The following is a 21,610-nucleotide window of genomic DNA, read 5'->3' as shown; positions in this document are numbered from 1 at the left end:
CATATTTTTCTGAGGTGATGGCATATGCCAGTAATTAAAGTTCGTGAAAATGAATCATTTGACGTTGCATTACGTCGTTTTAAACGCTCTTGCGAAAAAGCGGGTATCTTAGCAGAAGTTCGTGCTCGTGAATTCTATGAAAAACCAACTACAATTCGTAAACGTGAAAAAGCATCACTTGCTAAACGTCACGCTAAACGTAACTTCCGTGAGAACGCACGTAATACACGTTTATACTAATTAGCTTAGTTCGCTAATTGGAAAAATATATCGAAACCGTGATGCCTATTAGGGTCACGGTTTTGGTGTTTTTATATTTTTATTTCAAGCAGTTGTATATTGCTCGCTTATTCAACTTTATGGTTGTTTAATTATGTTCAACGCAAGCGTTTGTGTAAATGTGTAAAATTTTGCCAAAATTTAACCGCTTGTATCAATTAAAAGAGCAGGAGGAAATCAATGAAAGGTACAATCCCACGTTCGTTTATTGATGATCTGGTTGCTCGTACCGATATTGTTGAGGTTATCAACAATCGGGTCAAACTTAAAAAGGCAGGCCGAGATTATCAGGCTTGTTGTCCTTTTCATCACGAAAAAACGCCTTCATTTTCGGTAAGTCAATCTAAACAATTTTATCACTGCTTCGGTTGTGGTGTTCACGGTAATGTCATTACATTTTTAATGGATTACGATAAGCTGGAATTTCCAGAAGCCATTGAAGAACTGGCCACTATGCACGGTTTGGAAGTGCCCAGAGAGAATGTGATTAATCGAGATGGCAAGCCTCAAGCGAGTTTTAAAACCAAACGTAATCTTTATGAGTTGATGGAAGCAGTGACAACGTTTTATCAGCAAAATTTATCCCACCAAATTGAGCCTCAACGTTATTTGCAGAAACGGGGTTTATCAGCTGAGATTATTAAACGCTTTGAAATTGGTTTTGCTCCGAACGCTTTTGACGCTGCACTACGCACTTTTGGGCAATCGCCTGAGGAAACGCAAAAGTTACTTGATATAGGGGTTTTAACCAAAAATGATAGCGGTCGAATTTATGATAAATTTCGCAATCGAGTCATCTTTCCAATTCGGGATAAACGTGGGCGAGTAATTGCCTTTGGTGGGCGTGTGCTGCCAAATGATGAGCAAGGGGCGAAGTATATGAACTCGCCTGAAACCGTAATTTATCATAAAGGAAGTGAGCTATACGGTTTATATCAAGCCTTACAAGTCAATGAAAATCCAGATTATCTCTTTGTGGTAGAGGGTTATATGGATGTGGTAGCATTGGCTCAATTTGGCATTGATAATGCGGTGGCTTCGCTTGGCACGGCAACCACGGGTGAGCAAATTCAACAAATGTTCCGTTGCACCGAGCAAATTATCTGTTGTTATGATGGCGATAGAGCGGGTCGAGATGCTGCGTGGCGAGCGTTAGAAAATGCCTTGCCGTATCTGCAAGATGGCCGTCAGCTTAAATTTATTTTTTTACCTGACGGGGAAGACCCAGATACTTTCATTCGCTCACAAGGAAAAGCAGGGTTTGAGCAATATTTAGCAGAGAATGCTAAATCGCTCAGTGATTTTCTGTTTGATAGCTTGCTTTCAGATGTGGATCTTTCCTCAAAAGAAGGAAAATCAAAGCTGGCTGCCTTAGCTGTGCCACTCATTAATCGGATTCCTGGAGAAATGTTGCGGGTTTACTTACGCAATATTTTAGGGCAGAAGCTAGGTATTTTAGATCCAATACAACTGGAAGCGTTACTTGCGAATAAAAAATCAGAAGAAAAGATAGCACATCAAGCTGTTAAAATTCGGCGAACTCCAATGCGATTGCTCATTACCTTATTGCTACAAAATCCGCAGTTGGTAAAATTTGTGCCTGATGTTAGCTCGCTGAAAGCGTTAAAAGAGCCTGGCTTTGAATTATTAACCGATATTGTTTCGATTTGTCAGCAAAATACGGGCATCAGTATGGGTGGGCTACTTGAACATTACCGAGCGCATCCCCAATATAACATCCTTGAAACTTTAGCAAGCTGGGAGCATTTAGTGTTGCCAGAAAATATTGAAACTACCTTTATTGATACGCTTGATTTTCTCTATGCAAAATTAGTGGAATGTCGAAAAGAAGAATTGATTGCTAAAGACCGAACAGTGGGCTTAACTGATGATGAGAAAAAAGAGTACTTTTTTTTAGAGCAAAATCGTATAACAAGCGGTCAAAATTTATAAATTTTTTGCAAATAGACAATAGAATAAAATGAGGACACACTCTCTAATTTAGTGGTATAATCCTCTACTATTTTTGCTCGCATAATAAACGGATAAACTATGGAAAACCAAGCAGATCAACAATTAGAACAAGAACAGCAATCCCAATTGGAACTTCTGATCGCACAAGGGCGTGAGCAGGGATATTTAACGATCTCTGAAGTTCACGATCACTTACCAGAAGAGTTAGTTGATGCGGAGCAGATCGAAGATGTTATTCAGATGATCAACGATATGGGGATTCAAGTTTTAGACGTTGCCCCAGACACTGACGATCTTCTGCTTTCTGAAAATATTGCCGATGAAGATGTGGTAGAAGAAGCAACCAAAGTGCTTTCAACCGTAGAGTCCGAATTAGGTAGAACCACAGATCCTGTGCGTATGTATATGCGTGAAATGGGAACGGTAGAACTGCTTACCCGAGAGGGCGAGATCGACATTGCAAAACGTATTGAAGAAGGCATTAATGAAGTACAATGTGCAATAGCGGAATATCCCGAAGCGTTGGTGGGCTTACTTGAGAGCTATGCCCAAGTTGAAGCAGGTGAAATGCGTTTATCGGATTTAGTCACGGCATTTGTGGATCTAAATGTTTTGGAAGAGACTCCATTAGTAGAAATCGATCCAGAATTAGAGGATGATGAAGTAGCGGATGTTCCTGATGTTGATGATGAAAATGAGGACGAAGAAAGCGAAGATAGTTCATCTAGTAGTGATGATGGTTCAATTGATCCTGAGCTTGCTCGTGAGAAATTTGAAGCATTACGCAATCAGCATCAGAAAGTATTGCTGTTTATTCAAAAACACGGGCGTACTAGCAAAAAATCAAGAGAGCAAATTGAGGCTCTTTCCGATATTTTCCTAGAATTCCGTTTAGTGCCTAAACAATTTGATTTGCTGGTAGCATCTGTACAAAAATTGATGAAACAAGTGCGTATGGAAGAGCGTCAAATTCAACGCTATGCAGTTGAATATGCAGGAATGAATAAAGCTGATTTTTTAAAAGCCTTCCAAGGTCACGAATTAAGCGAGATGTGGATAGAAAAAGCCATTAATGCGAAGAAAAATGCAGTGCCAAAATTAGCAAATTATGTGGATAATATTCGTATTAATATCTCAAATTTACAAAATTTAGAACAAGCTTCAGGCTTAACTATTGCGCAAATTCGAGAAATTGGCGGACGTATTTCAAATGGCGAATTAAAAGCTCGCCGTGCGAAAAAAGAGATGGTGGAAGCCAATTTGCGTTTAGTTATTTCGATTGCAAAAAAATATACTAATCGTGGCTTACAGTTCTTGGATTTAATCCAAGAGGGTAATATTGGCTTGATGAAAGCGGTAGATAAATTTGAATACCGTCGTGGTTATAAATTCTCAACTTACGCAACTTGGTGGATTCGCCAAGCAATCACTCGTTCAATTGCTGACCAAGCTCGTACAATCCGTATTCCCGTGCATATGATTGAGACTATCAATAAACTAAACCGCATTTCTCGCCAATGTTTGCAAGAAATGGGGCGTGAAGCCACACCAGAAGAGTTGGCAGAACGTATGGGAATGCCAGAAGATAAAATCCGCAAAGTGCTGAAGATTGCCAAAGAGCCAATTTCAATGGAAACCCCAATAGGGGACGACGACGATTCACATTTAGGTGATTTTATTCAAGATGAAAGCCTTGAATTGCCACTAGATTCAGCTACGGCAGAAAGTTTGCGTATGGCAACAAACGAAGTGCTGGAAGGCTTAACTCCTCGTGAAGCGAAAGTATTACGTATGCGTTTTGGGATTGATATGAACACAGACCATACGCTTGAGGAAGTAGGTAAGCAATTTGATGTAACCCGTGAGCGTATTCGTCAGATTGAAGCAAAAGCACTGCGTAAACTTCGTCACCCAAGTCGTTCAGAAACCTTGCGTAGTTTCTTAGACGATTAATTGATAGTTCCCCTGTGCCAAGCGGTGTGGGGGATTTTTTTAAACTTATGACAAGCGGTTGTATTTATCGCATTTTTTGCAAAAGGAAAATATATGAAAAAATCACTATTAGCTCTGTTAATTGGCTCCGTATTTATGATAGCTGGTTGTGAAGACGGAAAAATGACACAAACGGTGCTTGAGGCAGAAAAACAAATTGTGCAGCTTGGCAACGAGTTAAAAAGTACCAAAGATGCTTTAGAGAAAAAAGAGCTAGAGCTTGCCGAGCTTTCAGAAGTGAAAGCAGAGAATGAGAATTTAAAAGCAGAGCTTGAAAAGGCTCAAAAAAATATGGCATTACACGTTGAAATTGTAAACATTTTTGATAAAAAAGATGTCATTAAGCATCAAGTTGATGCAAAAGAAGAATTTGCAATTACAGAGAGCAAGGTTAGCTCTTTTGTTTCATTGCCAAAAACAAATTTTGATTGGCTCAATCAGCTTTTGATTAATCAAGCTTATGATTACAACGAAGAACAAGGCAGAAAGCTAAAAAATCCAACAGAAGAAGAGTTTAAAAACTACCGTGAAAGCGTTTATCAAGATTTAGTGGAAAGTGCGAAAACTGAGCCAGCAATTGGGTATGATGACCATATCTACAGCACTTTTGTCGGGCAACGCAATAATATTGCTACTTTCATAATGACTTCCTATAGCTATGCGGGAGGTGCACATGGTATGCACTATACTCGTTATATTAATGTTGATTTGGATAAAAAAGCAGAGATTAAATTAAATGACTTAATCAGCCAGCAAAATCAAGCAGAGCTTAAACAGATCCTTTGGAAAAATTACAGTAGTACGCGAGTGGATGAATCAGGCAAATATAACGGATTTGGAAATGAGAAGGAGTTTCGTCTTTCCGAGCAGTTCTATTTCTCGCCTAGTGGCATCGTGTTTGTTTATCCGCCATACGAATTAGGCTCTTATGCTGAGGGGAATGTGGAAGTTGAAGCGGGTTGGTATAGTGTCAATAAATTACTCAATTCGGATTACCAAGTTGGCGAAAAAGATGGTTTTTTTGAAGAAGATTTGAAAGATTAATCGTAAATTTTAACTAAAAAATAACCGCTTGTGGTTTTTCTACAAGCGGTTTATTTTTGTTGAAATTTTGCCACTTAACCCAGCACAATTCCTAAGCTAAATAGCAAATTAGTCATTAACGCCAATCCTGCCATTTGCCCTAAAATTGGATAAAGCTCTTTCGGATCTTTATGCTGATAAACAAAGCGAGCGTGTTTTGCGAGTAGAGGAATAGCAAGTAAGAAGACGAAGCTGTACCAATGCTCAAATTCCAAAATTGCAAAAATTAGATAAGAAATGACCGCGAGTATTAATAACGCAATATGGTATTTCCGCCCGTTTTGGCTACCAATTCGCACAATGAGCGTGTTTTTACTAGCTTGTCTGTCTTGGTTAATATCTCGTAAGTTATTGATATTTAGTACCGCAACCGAAAGTAATCCACAACCGAAAGCAGGTAATAAAATCATTGGCAGTACGCTATGAACTTGCAGATAAAATACCCCAATAACCGCCACAAATCCGAAGAAAATCAGCACGAATAAGTCGCCTAAACCTAAATAACCATAGGCTTTTTTGCCAACCGTATAAGTTATTGCCGCAATAATGGAAAGAACACCTAGCCCGATAAAGAAAAACAAGTCTTGAATAGTTTCAAAAGCATATAAGCTTAATGCCAGACCTGAAAGAAAAGAGAGCAAGCTTAAAGTCATCACCGCTTTTTTAAGCTGCTTCCCATTAATTGCACCTTGTTGAATGGCGCGTAAAGGCCCAATCCGTTCTTTGGTATCTGAGCCTTTAACGTGATCACCGTAGTCATTAGCAAAGTTAGAAAGAATCTGCAATAAAATGGTTGTCAAAAATGAGAGTAGCGTTGTAATAAAATCAAATTTTCCAGCCCAGTGTGCTAGCGCTGAGCCCACAATAATTGAAGCGAGTGCCAGCGGTAAGGTTTTTGGGCGGGCGGTAGTAAACCAGATCGAAAAAAGAGAATTTTTGTTCATCGTTTATATTTCGTTTAAAATGATCGTCACTTTCACTATTTTAACAGAAAAAAGCCCGATGAACGCTACCTTTATGCCATTAGCCTCCATTCAGTTAAACCCTATCGGTTTTGTTAATACCCCTTATGATGAAAAGTTTTCCGTACCGCGTCAGCCCAATTTAGTGGCAGAAGGCAAAGGTATTTTGCATTTAGTGCCTCCTTATAACAGCCCTGATGCAGTAAGAGGCTTGGAGCAATTTAGTCATATCTGGCTGATATTTCAGTTCCATCATATTCCTGAACGGGATTGGCACGCTACTGTTCGCCCCCCGCGTTTGGGTGGAAATGAAAGAGTGGGCGTGTTTGCCAGCCGAGCAACGCACCGCCCAAATCCGTTAGGATTATCAAAAGTAAAATTAGAACAAGTCGTGATGAATAATGGTGAAGTTTATTTGAAATTAGGCAGTGTGGATTTAGTAAACGGCACACCGATTTTCGATATTAAGCCTTACATTGCCTATGCAGATAATGAGCCTGGAGCAGTTTCGGGCTTTGCACAAGAGAAACCAGAGCAGAGGTTATCCGTTGTGTTTAGTGAAGCTGCTCAACAAGCGGTCGAATTTTGCCAAAATTTTGCAAAATATGGCATTCAACAGCCACTTGCCTTTATTCGTGATGTGATTGCACAAGATCCAAGGCCTGCCTATCTACAAAACAAAACCGCCGATAGAGTTTATGGAATGAATCTTGCGGGCTACAACATTCGCTGGAAAATTGAGGGGCGTAATCAGGCACTCGTGCTTTCTGTTGAGTAAATGAACTTTCTGAATGTAACGAGATCTAATAAATCACCTTTAACTCTTTTAAGGACGATTATGACATTGAAAAATTTTCTCACTATTTTACCGCTTGTACTGGCAACAGCAACCACCTTTGCACAAACAGTCACACCTGAAGCGGCGGCTGTGTCAGCCGAAAATAAAGATAAACCTGCGACCTTTCATTTTTCAACAGAGGTGTTTCGCACTGTTGAAAAAGATTTAATGCAAGCAAATGTATATAGCCAAAAATCGGGTAAGTCATTGCCCAATTTGAAAAAAGAGGTTGCTCAACATTTAAATCGTGTGTTGGAAGAAGCGAAAAAATATCCTTCAATTGAAGTAGAAGCCGAAGGCGTAATTAACTATGCTAATTATAATGGTAAAGGCAATATTGATGGTTGGGAAACCACAGGCAGTATCCATTTAAAAAGTAAAGATTTTGATGCAATGGCAGCCGTGCTGGAAAGTGTAAGTAAAGATGTTGCAATTCGTTATGTTGATTTTAGCGTGTCGCCAGAAAAAAAGGCGTCACTTGAAGATGAGATGACGCTTGAAATCATCAAAAAATTCCAACATAAAGCTGATATTATCCAAAAAGGCTTAGGGGCAAAAAAATATAAATTGAGCAATATTAATATTCAAACGCCAGATGAAAGTGGTGGGCAATATTATCAGCATCGTTTAGCGTATGACAGTGCGGAGTATGCGGTGAAACAAGCTGCAATCGGAAAATCCGCTAAAGCGTTGCCACTTGAGGCAGGTAAAACTACCATTTATGCTTCAGCCTCAGGAAATGTAGAGTTTGAATAGAAATGAAATATCGTGAATAAACACGACAAGCGGTTAAAATTTGCCGATAGATTGCAAATATAAAATAAATCGTTACAATGGCTTGCTATTTTTAATTAAACGTGGATAAAGGATTCAATATGAAAATTACAAAAGATTTGGTGCCAAGCATCGCTTACCAAGTGCGTACTCAAGAGGGCGTATTAGTTGATGAAGCACCAGCAAATCAACCGTTAGAGTATTTACACGGCCATAATAACTTAGTGGAAGGCTTAGAAAAAGCACTTGAAGGCAAAGCGGTTGGCGATGTATTTGAAGTGCGAGTAAAACCAGAAGAAGGCTATGGCGAATACAATGACAATATGGTTCAGCGTGTGCCAAAAGAGGTCTTTATGGGAGTGGATGAATTAGAGGTAGGGATGCGTTTTATTGCAGATACCGATTTAGGTCCATTACCTGTTGTGATTACTGAAGTAGATGGTGACGAAGTGGTGGTTGATGGCAATCATATGTTAGCAGGCCAAGAATTGTTATTCTCTGTAGAAGTAGTTGGCGTGCGAGAGGCTACAGTCGAAGAAATCGCTCACGGTCACGTTCACGGTGGACACGAACACAGTTGCGGTTGTGGTGGACACGATGAGGAAGATTGTTGCAGCGGCCACGATCATCACCATAGCCACAATGGCTGTGGTTGCGATGGTCACCACCATCATTAATTTTTTGATCTCCCTCCTTTATGGAGGGAGATCTGCTTTTAAATACCCATAAAGATAGTAGGTAAGCGGTCAAATTTTACTGAAAGTTTACCAATATCTTTAAAATAACAACAAAATAATACAACCTTTCTAGAAAATGAGTGAAACCAAACAAACCCTACTTAGTATCGACTACCTACGCTTGATTTTAAGTTCAAATATTTACGATTTAGCTCAGGTTACACCATTACAAAAAATGGAAAAGCTGTCTGAGCGTTTAAATAATAATGTATTTATTAAACGTGAAGATCGTCAGCCTGTTCATAGCTTCAAATTACGTGGTGCTTTTTCGATGATTGCGAACCTTTCCAAAGAGCAAAAAGAGGCAGGCGTGATTGCCGCCTCTGCGGGCAATCACGCACAAGGCGTAGCACTTTCAGCGAAACATTTAGGGCTAAAAGCACTGATTGTGATGCCGCAAAATACGCCTTCGATTAAAGTCGATGCGGTACGTGGCTTTGGTGGTGAAGTCTTGCTTTTTGGGGCAAATTTTGATGAGGCTAAAGCCAAAGCGATTGCCCTCTCACAAGAATTAGGAATGACGTTTATCCATCCATTTGATAGCCCTGCGGTAATTGCAGGGCAAGGCACGATTGGTTTAGAGTTAGTTCAACAAAAATCAGATTTAGATTATGTGTTTATTCCTGTCGGCGGCGGCGGCTTAATTGCCGGAGTTGCTGTGTTAATTAAGCAAGTATTGCCAAATATTAAAGTGATTGGGGTGGAGTCAAAAGATTCCGCCTGTTTGTATCACGCTCTAAAAAAAGGACAACCAACAGATTTAGAACGTGTTGGATTATTTGCCGATGGCATTGCCGTAAAACGTATTGGTGATGAAACATTTCGTCTTTGCCAGCAATATGTTGATGATGTGATATTAGTCGATAATGATGAAATCTGTGCCTCAATGAAGTTAATTTTTGAAAATGTGCGCGCCATTTCAGAACCATCTGGAGCAACTTCATTAGCTGGCTTGAAGAAATATGTGAAACAGCATCAATTAACAGACAAAAATCTTGCTTGTATTTTGTCTGGGGCAAACTTGAATTTCCATACGTTACGTTTTGTTTCAGAACGTTGTGAGATTGGCGAAAAACGTGAGGCTTTACTTGCGGTAACAATTCCAGAGCAGAAAGGCAGTTTTTTAACGTTCTGTCACATTTTAGGTGATAGAGCAGTAACAGAGTTTAATTATCGCCATTCAGATGATAGAAATGCGTGTGTATTTGTTGGGGTGAGAATTTCAGGCTTGCTAGAAAAAATGGAGATCATCAAAGATTTACAACAAAATGGTTATGATGTAGTGGATTTATCAGATGATGACATTGCCAAAACTCATATTCGTTATATGGTAGGCGGTAGAGCAAAATCAGTTCAAAACGAGCAACTTTATAGCTTTGAATTCCCTGAGCAAAAAGGGGCATTATTAAAATTCTTACAAGCACTAACAAATTGGGATATTTCGTTATTCCATTATCGAGCCCATGGCTCAGATTATGGCGATATTCTTGCGGCATTTGCATTAAATCATTGCGATGAAGTAGAATTAAACCAGCATCTCGAACAGCTTGGCTATCGTTTCCAAAATGTGAGTGAAAGCCCAGCTTATCAATATTTTTTAAAATAAACTTTTATTATAAGAACTAGGAATAGTAATGGCTCGTAAATATTTCGGTACAGATGGTGTGCGTGGTGAGGTAGGTAGCTTTCCGATCACGCCAGAGTTTGCGTTAAAATTAGGTTGGGCAGCAGGTAAAGTACTTGCTACACAAGGCACAAAAAAAGTGTTGATCGGTAAAGATACCCGTATTTCTGGCTATATGTTGGAATCGGCACTTGAAGCTGGTTTAACCTCAGCGGGGTTAGACGCAGTGTTTGTTGGTCCTATGCCAACCCCAGCAGTGGCTTATCTAACGCGAACCTTTCGTGCAGAAGCGGGTATTGTTATTTCAGCCTCGCATAATCCATATTACGATAACGGTATTAAATTTTTCTCTTCAGTGGGCGAAAAGTTGCCTGATGAAGTGGAAGAAACCATTGAAGCTATGTTAGATGAGCCAATGGACTGCGTAGATTCTAAGAGTTTAGGCCGTGCAAGCCGTATCAACGATGCCGCAGGGCGTTATATTGAATTTTGTAAAAGCACGTTTCCATCTGAATTAAGCCTCGAAGGTTACAAAATCGTGGTAGATTGTGCTAATGGTGCCACCTATCATATCGCTCCAAATGTTATGCGTGAATTAGGGGCAGAAGTGATTGAAATCGGCACTAAACCAGATGGTTTAAACATCAATGAAAAATGCGGTGCAACGGATATTAAAGCACTACAAAAAGTGGTGGTAGAAGCAGGTGCTGATGTAGGTTTAGCCTACGACGGCGATGGTGATCGTTTAATAATGGTCGATAGCTTAGGTAACAAAGTTGACGGCGATCAAATCCTCTTTATTCTAGCTCGTGAAGCACTGCGTTCGGGCACATTACAAGGCGGAGTGGTGGGCACATTAATGAGTAATATGAGCTTGGAATTAGCGTTAAAGCAATTAGCGATTCCATTCTCTCGTGCGAATGTAGGCGATCGTTATGTATTAGAGCAGCTTAAAGAAAAAGGGTGGAAACTTGGTGGCGAAAATTCAGGACACATCATCGTGTTAGATAAAAATACCACGGGAGATGGTGTGATTGCCTCACTCCAAGTGTTAGCAGCAATGGTAAGCCATAAGTTAAGCTTGAACGATTTAACTAAAGCTGTACCACTCTTTCCACAAGTGTTGTTGAATGTTCGCTTTGAAAAAGGAGCCGCAAATCCACTTGAAAGTGATGAGGTAAAAGCTGTCGCAGCTGGCGTTGAAAAACGTTTGGCAGGTAAGGGGCGTATTTTATTACGTAAATCAGGCACCGAGCCGTTAATTCGTGTGATGGTGGAATGTGAAGATGCACAACTTGCTCAAAGCTGTGCAAAAGAGATTGTCGAAGCGGTAAAACGCAATTAATCGCAAGCGGTCATATTTTGTAAAAAATTTGCAAAATATGACCGCTTGTTGCTTAAAAGGAGCAGAAAATGGATCAGCAAGAAATGAAAAAAATTGCAGCACAAGCGGCATTAAAATTTGTAAAACCCAATACTATTGTGGGTGTGGGAAGCGGATCAACAGTCAATTATTTCATTGAGGCATTAGCTTCAATGAAAGATGAAATTAAAGGGGCAGTTGCTGCATCAAAAGCGTCTGAAGAGCGTTTGCGTGATATTGGCATTGAAGTTTTTAGTGCCAATGAAGTGAGCGAACTCGATGTTTATATTGACGGTGCTGATGAAATTACTCCTCAAGGGGCAATGATTAAAGGTGGCGGTGCGGCTCTAACTCGTGAAAAAATTGTAAGTTCTTTGGCTAAAAAATTTATCTGTATTGTTGATAGCTCAAAACAAGTGGATGTTTTAGGTACCACCTTCCCGTTGCCTGTAGAAGTGATTCCGATGGCGCGTTCTTATGTGGCTCGTCAGTTAGTAAAATTGGGCGGTTCGCCTGAATATCGAGAAGGGGTTGTCACTGATAATGGTAACGTCATTTTAGATGTGCATAATTTCAACATTATAGAACCATTGAAAATGGAGCATACCATCAATAATATTGCAGGTGTGGTAACAAACGGCATTTTCGCACAACGTTATGCTAACGTAACGATTGTTGGCACGCCTGAAGGTGCAGTTATATTAGAATAATTTATTATCGCAAACACATAATACTAGGAGCAAGATATGGCTAAAGTTTCTTTGGATAAATCAAAGATCAAATTTCTTCTGCTTGAAGGCGTACATCAAAATGCAATCGATGTACTTTTGGCAGCAGGTTATACTAATATTGAAGTGCACAAGAAGGCATTAGACGGCCAAGAGCTCATTGAGGCAATCAAAGATGCACACTTTGTTGGTATTCGCTCACGTACGTTTTTAACAGAAGAGGTGCTTGCTCAAGCTCAAAAATTAATTGCAGTGGGTTGCTTCTGTATTGGCACTAACCAAGTAGATTTAGTGGCTGCGAAAAAACGAGGTATTCCCGTATTTAACGCACCATTCTCAAATACACGTTCGGTGGCAGAATTAGTGTTAGGGGAAATGATTTTATTAATGCGTCAAATTCCCACAGCTAATGCAGAAGTTCACCGTGGTGTATGGAATAAATCTGCCACTGGCTCAAATGAAGTTCGTGGCAAAAAATTAGGCATTGTGGGCTACGGTCATATTGGTTCTCAATTAAGTGTGCTTGCCGAAGCGATAGGAATGAAGGTCTATTTCTACGATGTGGAAAATAAATTACCACTGGGTAATGCTCAACAAGTACCAACCTTGGAAGGTTTACTTTCAAGCTGTGATATTATTTCCATCCATGTGCCTGAAATGGCATCGACTAAAAATTTAATGAATGCAGAACGTATCGGTCAAATGAAAAAAGGATCTGTATTAATTAATGCTGCGCGTGGCACAGTGGTTGATTTAGACGCATTAGCCTCTCGTATTGAAGATGGATCATTGCGTGGTGCCGCACTTGATGTTTTCCCTGAAGAACCTGCTTCAATTAGTGAGCCGTTTGTCTCTCCATTATGTCAGTTTGATAACGTGATCTTAACTCCGCATATTGGAGGCTCCACTTCGGAAGCTCAGGCGAATATCGGTACAGAAGTAGCGAATAAATTTGTGAAATATTCAGATAATGGTTCAACCTTATCTGCAGTAAATTTCCCTGAAGTTTCATTACCTATTCACAACCAAGCAAAACGTTTGTTGCATATTCACGAAAATCGCCCAGGTGTTTTAAACCGAATCAACCAAATTTTTGTGGAGTCAAATGTGAACATTGCTGCACAATATTTACAAACAGATCCTACAATTGGTTATGTTGTCATTGATGTAGAATGTGATAACGTAGATGAGGCCTTACAACGCTTAAAAGCCATCGAAGGTACAATTCGAGCACGAGTGCTGTACTAATATAATGAAACAAGAGGCTGAAATTTGAACTGAACTCAAAAGGGTTTATTATAAAGACTGAGCACTGTATTTCGCAGGGCTTGGTCTTTAAAAAATCGGGATAGTGGACAAATTGAATCTACAAAGTAGGTTAAAACCTTGTAATATAAGGCTTTAATGAGGCTTTGACCATTAATTTTGTCCTTTAAGACTAAACTTCAAACACAAGAAACTGACTCTAGCCTTATCTCAATAGTTAAATAAACATAAGCGATTACGGAGTGCTATTGGCGTTTAAAACATCTATTTAGGTATCAAAAATATCCTGCGTTAACTATTGCTCATAAAATCAACTTGGTTGAGTGTTTTTTAGACAGATAAAAGCAAAATTAGCACCACATCAGCGATTAACAGATGAACATAAGATGATGCTTAAAAGGATTTTAGGCAGAGTAGACAAATTCGATAGCATAATCTTTACCCATAAAAAATCTGCACCTTAATCAGTCGGTTTGGTGCCCAACTTTTGGGGGCAGATCAACAAGCGGTTATTTTTTAGATTTTTTCTGCAAATTACAGATCGTCAATTACGAGGTAAATTTTATTGACGGGACCGTGTACGCCAACGACTTTAATCAACTCAATATCTGCGGTGGCTGATGGGCCTGAAATGATATTCACACAAGATGGCATTCTTTCTCCTCGTTGCGCTTTTTCGTGCAGGATTTGGGCAAGCTGTGCGACTCGAGGTAATACCGTGCTTTTGCGTAATACCACCACCGATTTCTCAGGGAGTAAACTCACTGAACGTCCAAACTCTTTATCTGAGAAAATCACAATACCCCCCGATTCTGCCAAGCCGTATTCGCCGTAAACCACACCGATATTTGCATTTTTGGCTTTCTCAAAGTTAGTTTCTGATTGGTTAAAATCCCACACATAGCTGTCTTCGTATTTCGCTTGAATCGCCTCAGTAATGCCGAGATCTTTTAAGCGTTGATCGTTATTAATGATCACGCTCGTACCTCCATATTTTTCGCAGATCTCGATGATCGATTGAGCTACATCGGCTTCTTTCGTCTCTATAACATCTGCCATCATTACTCGAGCAAAGTCAATAAACTCTTGGCAAAGTTGTGGTTGAACAAGATCAGTTAAACGTGTAATAGCGTGGTTATTTTCCAACACAGGCATTGGTTCAGGCACATTCTGGCGTGCTTTGCCCATACGTTGTGCCAATTTATTTAAGAAATTTTCACGATTTTGTAAATCCATTTTCTTATCCTCTGTTATTAAACCAATCACGGAAGCTCTCACCCTCAGATTCAGGTAAATCACGTGCTTTTGTCCATTCACCTAATGCACCAAAATTCACAGGTGCTTTTCCGTTTTTAATGAGTTTACTCGCCACTTTAGCCCCCACTTTTACACCAACTTTCCAAAGTGTTGGGTGTGAGTTAGCAAAGTTGAAACCAAAAATAGAGAGGCGTTCTGTCATCGGCGTTAAGCCTGCATCCACAATTTTCTCACGGTGTTTTAAGATAAGTTGAGCAAGTGGAATTTTGACCGGACATACACTATTACAAGCAGTACAAAGTGAGCACGTATATGGAAGCTCTTTAAACTCTTCGTAGCCACCTAATAATGGGGAAATCACCGCACCAATCGGACCAGGATAGATTGAACCATAACCGTGTCCACCAATTTGTCGATAAGCAGGGCAAGTGTTCAAACAAGCACCACAGCGGATACAACGTAATACTTCTTGGAATTCACTTTCTAAAATTTTAGAACGACCGTTATCTACAATCACTAAATGAAAATCTTCAGGACCATCTGTTTCGCCTTCAAGACGAGGGCCTGTTAGCCAAGTGTTATATGCCGTTAATTTTGCCCCTACTGCACTACGAGCAAGCATTGTAATTAACACATCGACTTCTTTGAAAGTTGGGGCGATACGCTCCATTCCCATTACTGCAATGTGCGTTTTTGGCACAGTTGTTGCCATACGCAGGTTACCTTCGTTTGTGACTAAGCAAACAGAACCCGTTTCTGGTACCGCAAAATTACAACCTGAGATACCGATATCTGCTTCTAAAAAATCCTCACGGATTTTTTGACGAACGAATGCGGTCATCTCTTCTGGGGTTTCAGACCCATCATAACCTAGCACATCGTGCATTTCTTGGCGAATTCTGTAGCGATCTTTGTGAATCGCAGGTACAACAATATGAGAGGGCTTATCGCCTACAATTTGTAGCAAATATTCACCTAAATCGGTTTCTACCACGTTAATGCCTTCTGCCTCTAACACGTGGTTCATACCGATTTCCTCGGTTACCATCGATTTCGACTTAACGATTTTCTTCGCATTTTTCGCTTTCGCCACTTTTTTTATGTAATCTGTCGCTTCTTCTGCCGTTTCCGCAAAGAAAACGTGTCCACCGTTTTGGGTGACTTTTTCACTTAATTGGTAAAGGTAAGCATCAAGATTAGCTAAAACGTGGTTACGAATCGCCTTCGCATCATCACGCCATTCTTCCCAGTTACCTAACTCATCGACCATACGCTGACGGTTAGCACCTATCGTTTCTTGTGCTTTTACTAACGCTTTACGAACGACTTGATTATTAACTTGTTGTTCAACTCGTTGCTTAAAAGGTAGGGTGTTAGTTTGTAAATAAGACATTTTATTTTGCCCCCTGCATTAACACTTCAGCAATGTGCATCACTTTAATCTCTTTACCTTCACGGCTTAATCGACCACCAATGTTCATCAAACAACTTACATCTGCACCAATTAAATAATCTGGCTCATCAGTATCAATATTCGCTACTTTTTCTTTTACCATTTCACCCGAAATTTCCGCCATTTTGACTGAGAAAGTGCCACCGAAACCGCAGCAGGTTTCTTGGTTTTTAATGGGTAATAGTTCCAAACCTTTTACATTTTGTAATAAGGTAATCGGCTCATCTTTAATGCCCAATTTACGAAATAAGCTACAAGACGGATGATAAACCGCTTTACCTGGTAAGTAAGCACCAACATCTTTAACGCCTAATTTATTTACAATAAAATCGGTTAAATCGTAAAAGCGATCTGCTATCTTTTTCGCACGAGCAATCCATTCAACCTCACCAAAACGTTCAAAATATTCAGGATAATTTTTAATTGCATAGACACAAGAACCAGCAGGAGCAACAATCGGGTAATCATTTGCTTCAAAAGTTTCAACTAAATTTTTCATACCTAGTAAAGCTTGTTTGGTATATCCACTGTTAATTGCTGGCTGACCGCAGCAACCTTGTTTTTCTAAGAAAGTGATCTTACAACCTAATTTTTCCAATAAAAGTACGGTGTTTTTTGCAACACCCGCTTTCATTACATCTGCAATGCAGGTAACGTAAAAATTAACGTCCATAGGGGAACTCCCAGAATAAAAATAAGAATTAAATTCAAATGACTCCATTTAAGAAAGAGAAAGGAAGGGGAATTTGCAAAAATTTACAAAAACTCACCACTTCCTTTCTTAATTAAATGTTGATATTTACTTATACATTATAAAAAATTGGCACGATAAATAATGCAGCAATAGCAGCTATTACACCATACACAAACATTGGTATTACTGTTTTCTTAATAATATTACCTTCTTGTTTCTCAATACCTGTTACAGAACATACCGCAACGATATTGTTGATACATACCATATTACCCATAGCACCACCTACAGATTGCAATGCAAGGATTAACGTTACAGACAAACCAACTTGCTGTGCTGTTGCATATTGTACAGTACCGAAGGTTAGGTTAGATACTGTATTAGAACCTGAGAAAAACGCACCAATTGCACCTAAGAAAGAAGCAAATAATGTCCAAGATTGGCCTGTAAATTCTGCAAAACTTCTGCCGATAACTTGCACCATTGACTCTGAACCGCCAATTAACATTAATTTTACCATAATAATTGCACCTAAAAGTGCTAAGAATGGTTTCTTCACTTGGCTAAATGATGTACCGAAAATATCTTTAGTATTTTTACCTGAGACAGAGAAAATCGGTAAACAGATTAATACCGTGATAACAAATGGAATTAAAGCTGGTACATAAAGTAATTTATAGCTGGTTGCTACATTAGTAGATAAGATATTTTTTAGAGCAAAAATCAAACCTTGGCTGATCTCAACATTAGCAAAACCTAACGAGCCTGAAATCCAAGTCGTTGCATCATTTAACCAGGCTTTAAATGGAAGTTGTTGGACGCGTGTAATTACTAAGATAAAAATTAACAAACCTGTTGGTAATAACGCTTTCGCTACTTCGCCAAAAGTTGCTTTTTCGCCTGCAAGATTATTCTCAGTTTTCGCTAAACCAATACCTGCATTTGCTACAAATACAGAAACCAATAGACCAATTGCACCTGCAACTAATGAAGGGAACTCATAGTTAAATTGAGCAATAATAAAGTAAGGCACAACACAAGCTAGAATACTAATGTAAATAAACACAATATTCTGACGAATTTCTTTCCAGCTTACAATTAAACGCAATGCCATAATTGGAATAATAAATGCCGCAATTGAGTGAATTAATGCGGTAATAGCACCTATTTCAAGTACTTGTCCATCATTTAATAAACCATCTTTTAATAATGGCCCCATTCCGAACCACGTTGGCGTGCCTACTGCACCAAATGAAACGGGTACAGAGTTCATCACAAGTGCTAACATTGCCACTTGTAATGGCTTAAAACCTAAACCTACTAAGATTGGTGCAGCGATAGCAGCTGGCGTACCAAAACCTGATGCCCCTTCAATCATAAAGGCAAATGCCCAACCAATGATCATGAGCTGTGCAACTGGATTTGGGTTAATCGCTCCTAACCATTTACGCAATATGTTGGTTGCACCTGAAACCTCAGAAAACCGATTAAATAAAATCGCACCGAAAATAACGGTAATTGGCGTTAATACATCACCTAAACCTGCAATGATGTTTGCAAAGATGAGGGTCGTATCGTTACCAAAATAAGTAAGTTGAAGGATAAAAATGAATAACGCTGTTAGTGGAAGCGCTACATAAGACGGTAACGCATTGCGTTTTACCATTAAATAAATGAGTAAAACTATTGGAAAAACGCTCAGGAATAGAGCCATAGAACACCTCTTTTTATGATTATAAAATATGACCAACTGGTTTGAGTGTGCATTCTACACATTAGAAAAAGTAATGTAACTGGCTTGTTGTAAATTTGTGATATAATTCAAATTTTTAAGGTGCGTATGATTAAAAAAAAGCCTAATTTTTATAAACAACACTCAAAAGTTATTCATTTGGAGTTTATTTTTCAATTCAATAAAGTATAATCTTTCGTAATTACTTTACTTTTCAAGGAAACATTATGTCTTTAACTTCTAATAACCGCTATCTTGCCATTTTTGGTGTTATTTTAGCCGTAGGTTTGATGGCTGCCGCCTTTATTCTTGGACATCAATTTAAAAACTTGCAACAAACAGGTGTCATTACGGTAAAAGGGCTTGCCGAAGCTGAACATAAAGCCACACTAGGCACTTGGCGAGTGTCTATTTTTGGTTGGGGCTTAACTTATAATGATGCAATGAAAGCCAATCAGCAAAACTTAAATCAAGCCGTTAAGTTTTTGAAAGAACAAGGTTTTTTGGATACAGAGCGTGAAATTACCGAGCTTTCCGTGAATGTGAGAACAGAGTACTATGTAGACGAATTTGGTAAAGATCGCTCTCGTCAAAATGGTTATAACGCAACACGTTCTATTGTGCTTTCAACCAAAGACCTAGCCAAATTACAAAATGGATTATCAAAAATCCAATTCTTACGGGCTGAAAACGAAGCCATTGATTTTAGCCAGCCCGATTATTATTTAGAGAATTTGGAAGAAATAAAACGTGATTTAATTGCAAAAGCCACCCAAGATGCCTACGTACGAGCAGAAGAATTTGCTAAAACCAGCAATGTGAAAGTCGGCTTATTACGCTCTGCCTCACAAGGTTCGTTTGATATTAAATCAAGCCGCCCAAACACCGAAGATAGCGATGATAATAGCTATGGCGGTAGTTATGATACTTCAACCATCGACAAAAAAGTTCGCTTGGTGGTAACCATTCAATACGCAATTAATTAAACAAAAAAGACCGCTTGCAAGCGGTCTTTTTTCTACTAAATTTTGCAAATTACACATTGAAACGGAAGTGCATTACATCGCCGTCTTGAACGATATACTCTTTCCCTTCCAAACGCCATTTTCCGGCTTCTTTTGCACCGGCTTCGCCTTTGTTATCAATGAAATCTTGGTAAGCAATCACTTCTGCACGGATAAAACCTTTCTCAAAGTCAGTATGGATTACTGCTGCAGCTTTTGGTGCAGTTGCACCGACTGAAACAGTCCACGCTCGCACTTCTTTTACCCCAGCAGTAAAATAGGTTTGTAAATTAAGCAAGCGATAGCCCGCTCGTATGACACGATTTAAACCCGGTTCTTCAATCCCTAAATCTTGTAAAAACTCAACTTTTTCTTCATCATCCAGTTCTGCAATTTCAGACTCAATTGCCGCACACACCGGCACAACCACTGCCCCTTCTTTTTCTGCGATTTCACGCACACGGTCAAGATATGGGTTATTTTCAAAACCATCTTCATTTACATTTGCGATATACATCGTCGGTTTTAACGTTAAGAAATTATAACCTTTGATGGCGTGCAGCTCATCTTTATCTAAATCAACAGAGCGAATCATTCCCGCATTTTCAAGCACAGGTAAAATTTTCTCCATAATTGATAATTCAAATTTCGCCTCTTTGTCGCCACCTTTAGCACGTTTTTGTAAACGCTGAATAGCACGCTCGCAACTGTCTAAATCTGCCAACGCCAACTCGGTATTGATGATTTCAATATCATCTGCAGGGTCAATTTTACCTGCAACGTGAACGATGTCATCGTTTTCAAAACAGCGTACAACGTGGCCAATTGCATCGGTTTCACGAATGTTGGCTAAGAATTTGTTACCCAAACCCTCCCCTTTACTTGCACCTGCGACTAAGCCTGCAATATCCACAAATTCCATTGTAGTGGGTAATACACGCTCAGGTTTAACAATTTCCGCTAACGCATCTAAACGAGGGTCTGGCATTGGCACCACACCCGTGTTTGGCTCAATGGTACAAAACGGATAGTTTGCCGCTTCAATACCCGCTTTTGTTAATGCGTTAAAAAGGGTTGATTTACCAACATTAGGTAAACCCACAATACCACATTTAAATCCCATTTTTGTTTCCTTATTTCAATTCAATTTTGCAAAAAATTATGCAAATTTAACCGCTTGTAGAGCGAATAATAATTTGCCGCTTGTTCTATTACACTTTAAACGCATTTAAACGGTTCATTGCTTTAACTATTCCGTCTTGCAATAAAATTTCAGTACAACGTGCCGCCTCATCAACTGCTGCATTAATTAATGCTTTTTCTTGTGGAGCAGGCTTACCTAATACATACGCCGCAACTAACTCTTTATGCCCAGGGTGTCCAATGCCGATTCGCACACGGTAAAACGCTTTGTTATTACCCAGTGCCGCAATAATGTCTTTCAAGCCGTTATGCCCACCGTGTCCGCCATCTTTTTTCAACTTAACCGAACCAGGCGGCAAATCAAGTTCATCGTGAGCAACTAAAATCTCTTCTGGCTTAATACGATAAAAATTGGCTAGTGCACCAACCGCTTTTCCACTTAAATTCATAAACGTACTTGGTATTAATAAACGCACTTCTCCTTGAGCGGTATTAATTTTAGCCACTTTGCCAAAATATTTGGCTTCTTCTTTTAGGCTTACATTATACATTCGAGCAAGTTCATTAATAAGCCACTCACCTGCATTATGACGAGTGTCTTCGTACTTTGTTCCAGGGTTTGCAAGACCAACAATTAGTTTAATTTCTGACACTATCTTGTCTCAATTCATTTAATTAAAGGGCAACATTGTAGATAAAAACGGAGG

19 protein-coding genes are annotated in these 21,610 nt (G+C 39.3%); 12 read left to right on the top strand and 7 right to left on the bottom strand.

Features of this window, described 5'->3' with window-relative positions; genetic code table 11:
* Window positions 1–24 precede the first annotated feature (24 nt).
* From rpsU to HV560_RS00485, 4 genes are all read left to right on the top strand, one after another.
* Window positions 25–240 (top strand): 30S ribosomal protein S21, encoded by a 216-nt coding sequence (gene rpsU / locus HV560_RS00500; protein WP_006252283.1) that lies wholly within the window; start codon window positions 25–27, stop codon window positions 238–240.
* A gap of 219 nt (window positions 241–459) precedes the next feature.
* On the top strand, window positions 460–2,232 hold the full coding sequence (gene dnaG / locus HV560_RS00495) for a DNA primase (RefSeq protein WP_176811907.1): 1,773 nt from the start codon (window positions 460–462) through the stop codon (window positions 2,230–2,232).
* A gap of 99 nt (window positions 2,233–2,331) precedes the next feature.
* Window positions 2,332–4,206, top strand: coding sequence for an RNA polymerase sigma factor RpoD (gene rpoD, locus HV560_RS00490; RefSeq protein WP_159628541.1), 1,875 nt, complete (start codon window positions 2,332–2,334; stop codon window positions 4,204–4,206).
* 93 nt (window positions 4,207–4,299) lie between these two features.
* Window positions 4,300–5,289: an RsiV family protein gene (locus tag HV560_RS00485; protein ID WP_176811906.1), complete on the top strand. Its 990-nt coding sequence runs from the start codon at window positions 4,300–4,302 to the stop codon at window positions 5,287–5,289.
* A 74-nt stretch (window positions 5,290–5,363) separates the two neighbouring features.
* On the opposite strand, the gene HV560_RS00480 is transcribed toward HV560_RS00485, so the two are convergent.
* A complete protein-coding gene (locus HV560_RS00480) occupies window positions 5,364–6,272 on the bottom strand; it encodes a 1,4-dihydroxy-2-naphthoate polyprenyltransferase (RefSeq protein ID WP_176807383.1) in 909 nt (302 codons plus the stop codon).
* A 73-nt stretch (window positions 6,273–6,345) separates the two neighbouring features.
* On the opposite strand from HV560_RS00480, the gene tsaA reads away from it, so the two are divergent.
* The 7 genes from tsaA (at window position 6,346) to serA (ending at window position 13,602) form a co-directional block, all read left to right on the top strand.
* Window positions 6,346–7,068, top strand: coding sequence for a tRNA (N6-threonylcarbamoyladenosine(37)-N6)-methyltransferase TrmO (gene tsaA, locus HV560_RS00475; RefSeq protein ID WP_420371381.1), 723 nt, complete (start codon window positions 6,346–6,348; stop codon window positions 7,066–7,068).
* A 60-nt stretch (window positions 7,069–7,128) separates the two neighbouring features.
* A complete protein-coding gene (locus HV560_RS00470; RefSeq protein WP_176811905.1) occupies window positions 7,129–7,884 on the top strand; it encodes an SIMPL domain-containing protein in 756 nt (251 codons plus the stop codon).
* A 119-nt stretch (window positions 7,885–8,003) separates the two neighbouring features.
* Window positions 8,004–8,579 carry a peptidylprolyl isomerase gene (gene slyD / locus HV560_RS00465; RefSeq protein WP_176809270.1) on the top strand — a complete coding sequence of 192 codons (576 nt, stop codon included), beginning with the start codon at window positions 8,004–8,006 and terminating at the stop codon, window positions 8,577–8,579.
* Window positions 8,580–8,715: 136 nt separating this feature from the next.
* Window positions 8,716–10,245, top strand: a complete 1,530-nt coding sequence (gene ilvA, locus HV560_RS00460; protein ID WP_176807380.1) for a threonine ammonia-lyase, biosynthetic — start codon at window positions 8,716–8,718, stop codon at window positions 10,243–10,245.
* Between the two features lie 28 nt (window positions 10,246–10,273).
* The gene (gene glmM, locus HV560_RS00455) at window positions 10,274–11,608 is read left to right on the top strand and encodes a phosphoglucosamine mutase (RefSeq protein WP_159628535.1); all 1,335 of its coding nucleotides are present in this window, start codon (window positions 10,274–10,276) and stop codon (window positions 11,606–11,608) included.
* 68 nt (window positions 11,609–11,676) lie between these two features.
* Window positions 11,677–12,336, top strand: coding sequence for a ribose-5-phosphate isomerase RpiA (gene rpiA / locus HV560_RS00450; RefSeq protein ID WP_176807379.1), 660 nt, complete (start codon window positions 11,677–11,679; stop codon window positions 12,334–12,336).
* 36 nt (window positions 12,337–12,372) lie between these two features.
* Complete coding sequence (gene serA / locus HV560_RS00445) at window positions 12,373–13,602, top strand: phosphoglycerate dehydrogenase (RefSeq protein WP_159628533.1); 1,230 nt, start codon at window positions 12,373–12,375, stop codon at window positions 13,600–13,602.
* A gap of 552 nt (window positions 13,603–14,154) precedes the next feature.
* Here serA and HV560_RS00440 read toward each other — a convergent pair.
* The 4 genes from HV560_RS00440 to HV560_RS00425 form a co-directional block, all read right to left on the bottom strand.
* Window positions 14,155–14,856, bottom strand: a complete 702-nt coding sequence (locus HV560_RS00440; RefSeq protein WP_176811904.1) for a LutC/YkgG family protein — start codon at window positions 14,854–14,856, stop codon at window positions 14,155–14,157.
* A 4-nt stretch (window positions 14,857–14,860) separates the two neighbouring features.
* A complete protein-coding gene (locus HV560_RS00435) occupies window positions 14,861–16,270 on the bottom strand; it encodes a LutB/LldF family L-lactate oxidation iron-sulfur protein (protein ID WP_176807378.1) in 1,410 nt (469 codons plus the stop codon).
* A gap of 1 nt (window position 16,271) precedes the next feature.
* A complete protein-coding gene (locus HV560_RS00430) occupies window positions 16,272–17,003 on the bottom strand; it encodes a (Fe-S)-binding protein (protein ID WP_159628530.1) in 732 nt (243 codons plus the stop codon).
* A 130-nt stretch (window positions 17,004–17,133) separates the two neighbouring features.
* Window positions 17,134–18,738 (bottom strand): L-lactate permease, encoded by a 1,605-nt coding sequence (locus HV560_RS00425; protein WP_176807377.1) that lies wholly within the window; start codon window positions 18,736–18,738, stop codon window positions 17,134–17,136.
* A gap of 245 nt (window positions 18,739–18,983) precedes the next feature.
* Between HV560_RS00425 and HV560_RS00420 the strand changes: the two genes are divergently transcribed.
* Complete coding sequence (locus tag HV560_RS00420; RefSeq protein WP_176811903.1) at window positions 18,984–19,742, top strand: SIMPL domain-containing protein; 759 nt, start codon at window positions 18,984–18,986, stop codon at window positions 19,740–19,742.
* 49 nt (window positions 19,743–19,791) lie between these two features.
* On the opposite strand, the gene ychF is transcribed toward HV560_RS00420, so the two are convergent.
* Both ychF and pth read right to left on the bottom strand, forming a co-directional pair.
* Window positions 19,792–20,883, bottom strand: a complete 1,092-nt coding sequence (gene ychF, locus HV560_RS00415) for a redox-regulated ATPase YchF (RefSeq protein WP_176811902.1) — start codon at window positions 20,881–20,883, stop codon at window positions 19,792–19,794.
* Window positions 20,884–20,971: 88 nt separating this feature from the next.
* The gene (pth, locus tag HV560_RS00410; protein WP_176807375.1) at window positions 20,972–21,556 is read right to left on the bottom strand and encodes an aminoacyl-tRNA hydrolase; all 585 of its coding nucleotides are present in this window, start codon (window positions 21,554–21,556) and stop codon (window positions 20,972–20,974) included.
* Window positions 21,557–21,610: the final 54 nt, after the last annotated feature.

This window comes from Mannheimia pernigra (genome assembly GCF_013377995.1).
Classification (GTDB): Bacteria; Pseudomonadota; Gammaproteobacteria; order Enterobacterales; family Pasteurellaceae; genus Mannheimia; species Mannheimia pernigra.
This window is presented reverse-complemented; position numbering and strand designations above follow the sequence as displayed.

What these genes read in the sequence shown, in the direction of transcription:
- HV560_RS00470 (WP_176811905.1), top strand. Translation starts at nt 7,129, where the DNA reads ATGACATTGAAAAATTTTCTCACTATTTTACCGCTTGTACTGGCAACA.
- rpoD (WP_159628541.1), top strand. Translation starts at nt 2,332, where the DNA reads ATGGAAAACCAAGCAGATCAACAATTAGAACAAGAACAGCAATCCCAA.
- glmM (WP_159628535.1), top strand. Translation starts at nt 10,274, where the DNA reads ATGGCTCGTAAATATTTCGGTACAGATGGTGTGCGTGGTGAGGTAGGT.
- HV560_RS00485 (WP_176811906.1), top strand. Translation starts at nt 4,300, where the DNA reads ATGAAAAAATCACTATTAGCTCTGTTAATTGGCTCCGTATTTATGATA.
- HV560_RS00435 (WP_176807378.1), bottom strand. Translation starts at nt 16,270, where the DNA reads ATGTCTTATTTACAAACTAACACCCTACCTTTTAAGCAACGAGTTGAA.
- serA (WP_159628533.1), top strand. Translation starts at nt 12,373, where the DNA reads ATGGCTAAAGTTTCTTTGGATAAATCAAAGATCAAATTTCTTCTGCTT.
- dnaG (WP_176811907.1), top strand. Translation starts at nt 460, where the DNA reads ATGAAAGGTACAATCCCACGTTCGTTTATTGATGATCTGGTTGCTCGT.
- ilvA (WP_176807380.1), top strand. Translation starts at nt 8,716, where the DNA reads ATGAGTGAAACCAAACAAACCCTACTTAGTATCGACTACCTACGCTTG.
- HV560_RS00425 (WP_176807377.1), bottom strand. Translation starts at nt 18,738, where the DNA reads ATGGCTCTATTCCTGAGCGTTTTTCCAATAGTTTTACTCATTTATTTA.
- HV560_RS00480 (WP_176807383.1), bottom strand. Translation starts at nt 6,272, where the DNA reads ATGAACAAAAATTCTCTTTTTTCGATCTGGTTTACTACCGCCCGCCCA.
- tsaA (WP_420371381.1), top strand. Translation starts at nt 6,346, where the DNA reads ATGCCATTAGCCTCCATTCAGTTAAACCCTATCGGTTTTGTTAATACC.
- HV560_RS00440 (WP_176811904.1), bottom strand. Translation starts at nt 14,856, where the DNA reads ATGGATTTACAAAATCGTGAAAATTTCTTAAATAAATTGGCACAACGT.
- rpsU (WP_006252283.1), top strand. Translation starts at nt 25, where the DNA reads ATGCCAGTAATTAAAGTTCGTGAAAATGAATCATTTGACGTTGCATTA.
- HV560_RS00430 (WP_159628530.1), bottom strand. Translation starts at nt 17,003, where the DNA reads ATGGACGTTAATTTTTACGTTACCTGCATTGCAGATGTAATGAAAGCG.
- slyD (WP_176809270.1), top strand. Translation starts at nt 8,004, where the DNA reads ATGAAAATTACAAAAGATTTGGTGCCAAGCATCGCTTACCAAGTGCGT.
- HV560_RS00420 (WP_176811903.1), top strand. Translation starts at nt 18,984, where the DNA reads ATGTCTTTAACTTCTAATAACCGCTATCTTGCCATTTTTGGTGTTATT.
- ychF (WP_176811902.1), bottom strand. Translation starts at nt 20,883, where the DNA reads ATGGGATTTAAATGTGGTATTGTGGGTTTACCTAATGTTGGTAAATCA.
- rpiA (WP_176807379.1), top strand. Translation starts at nt 11,677, where the DNA reads ATGGATCAGCAAGAAATGAAAAAAATTGCAGCACAAGCGGCATTAAAA.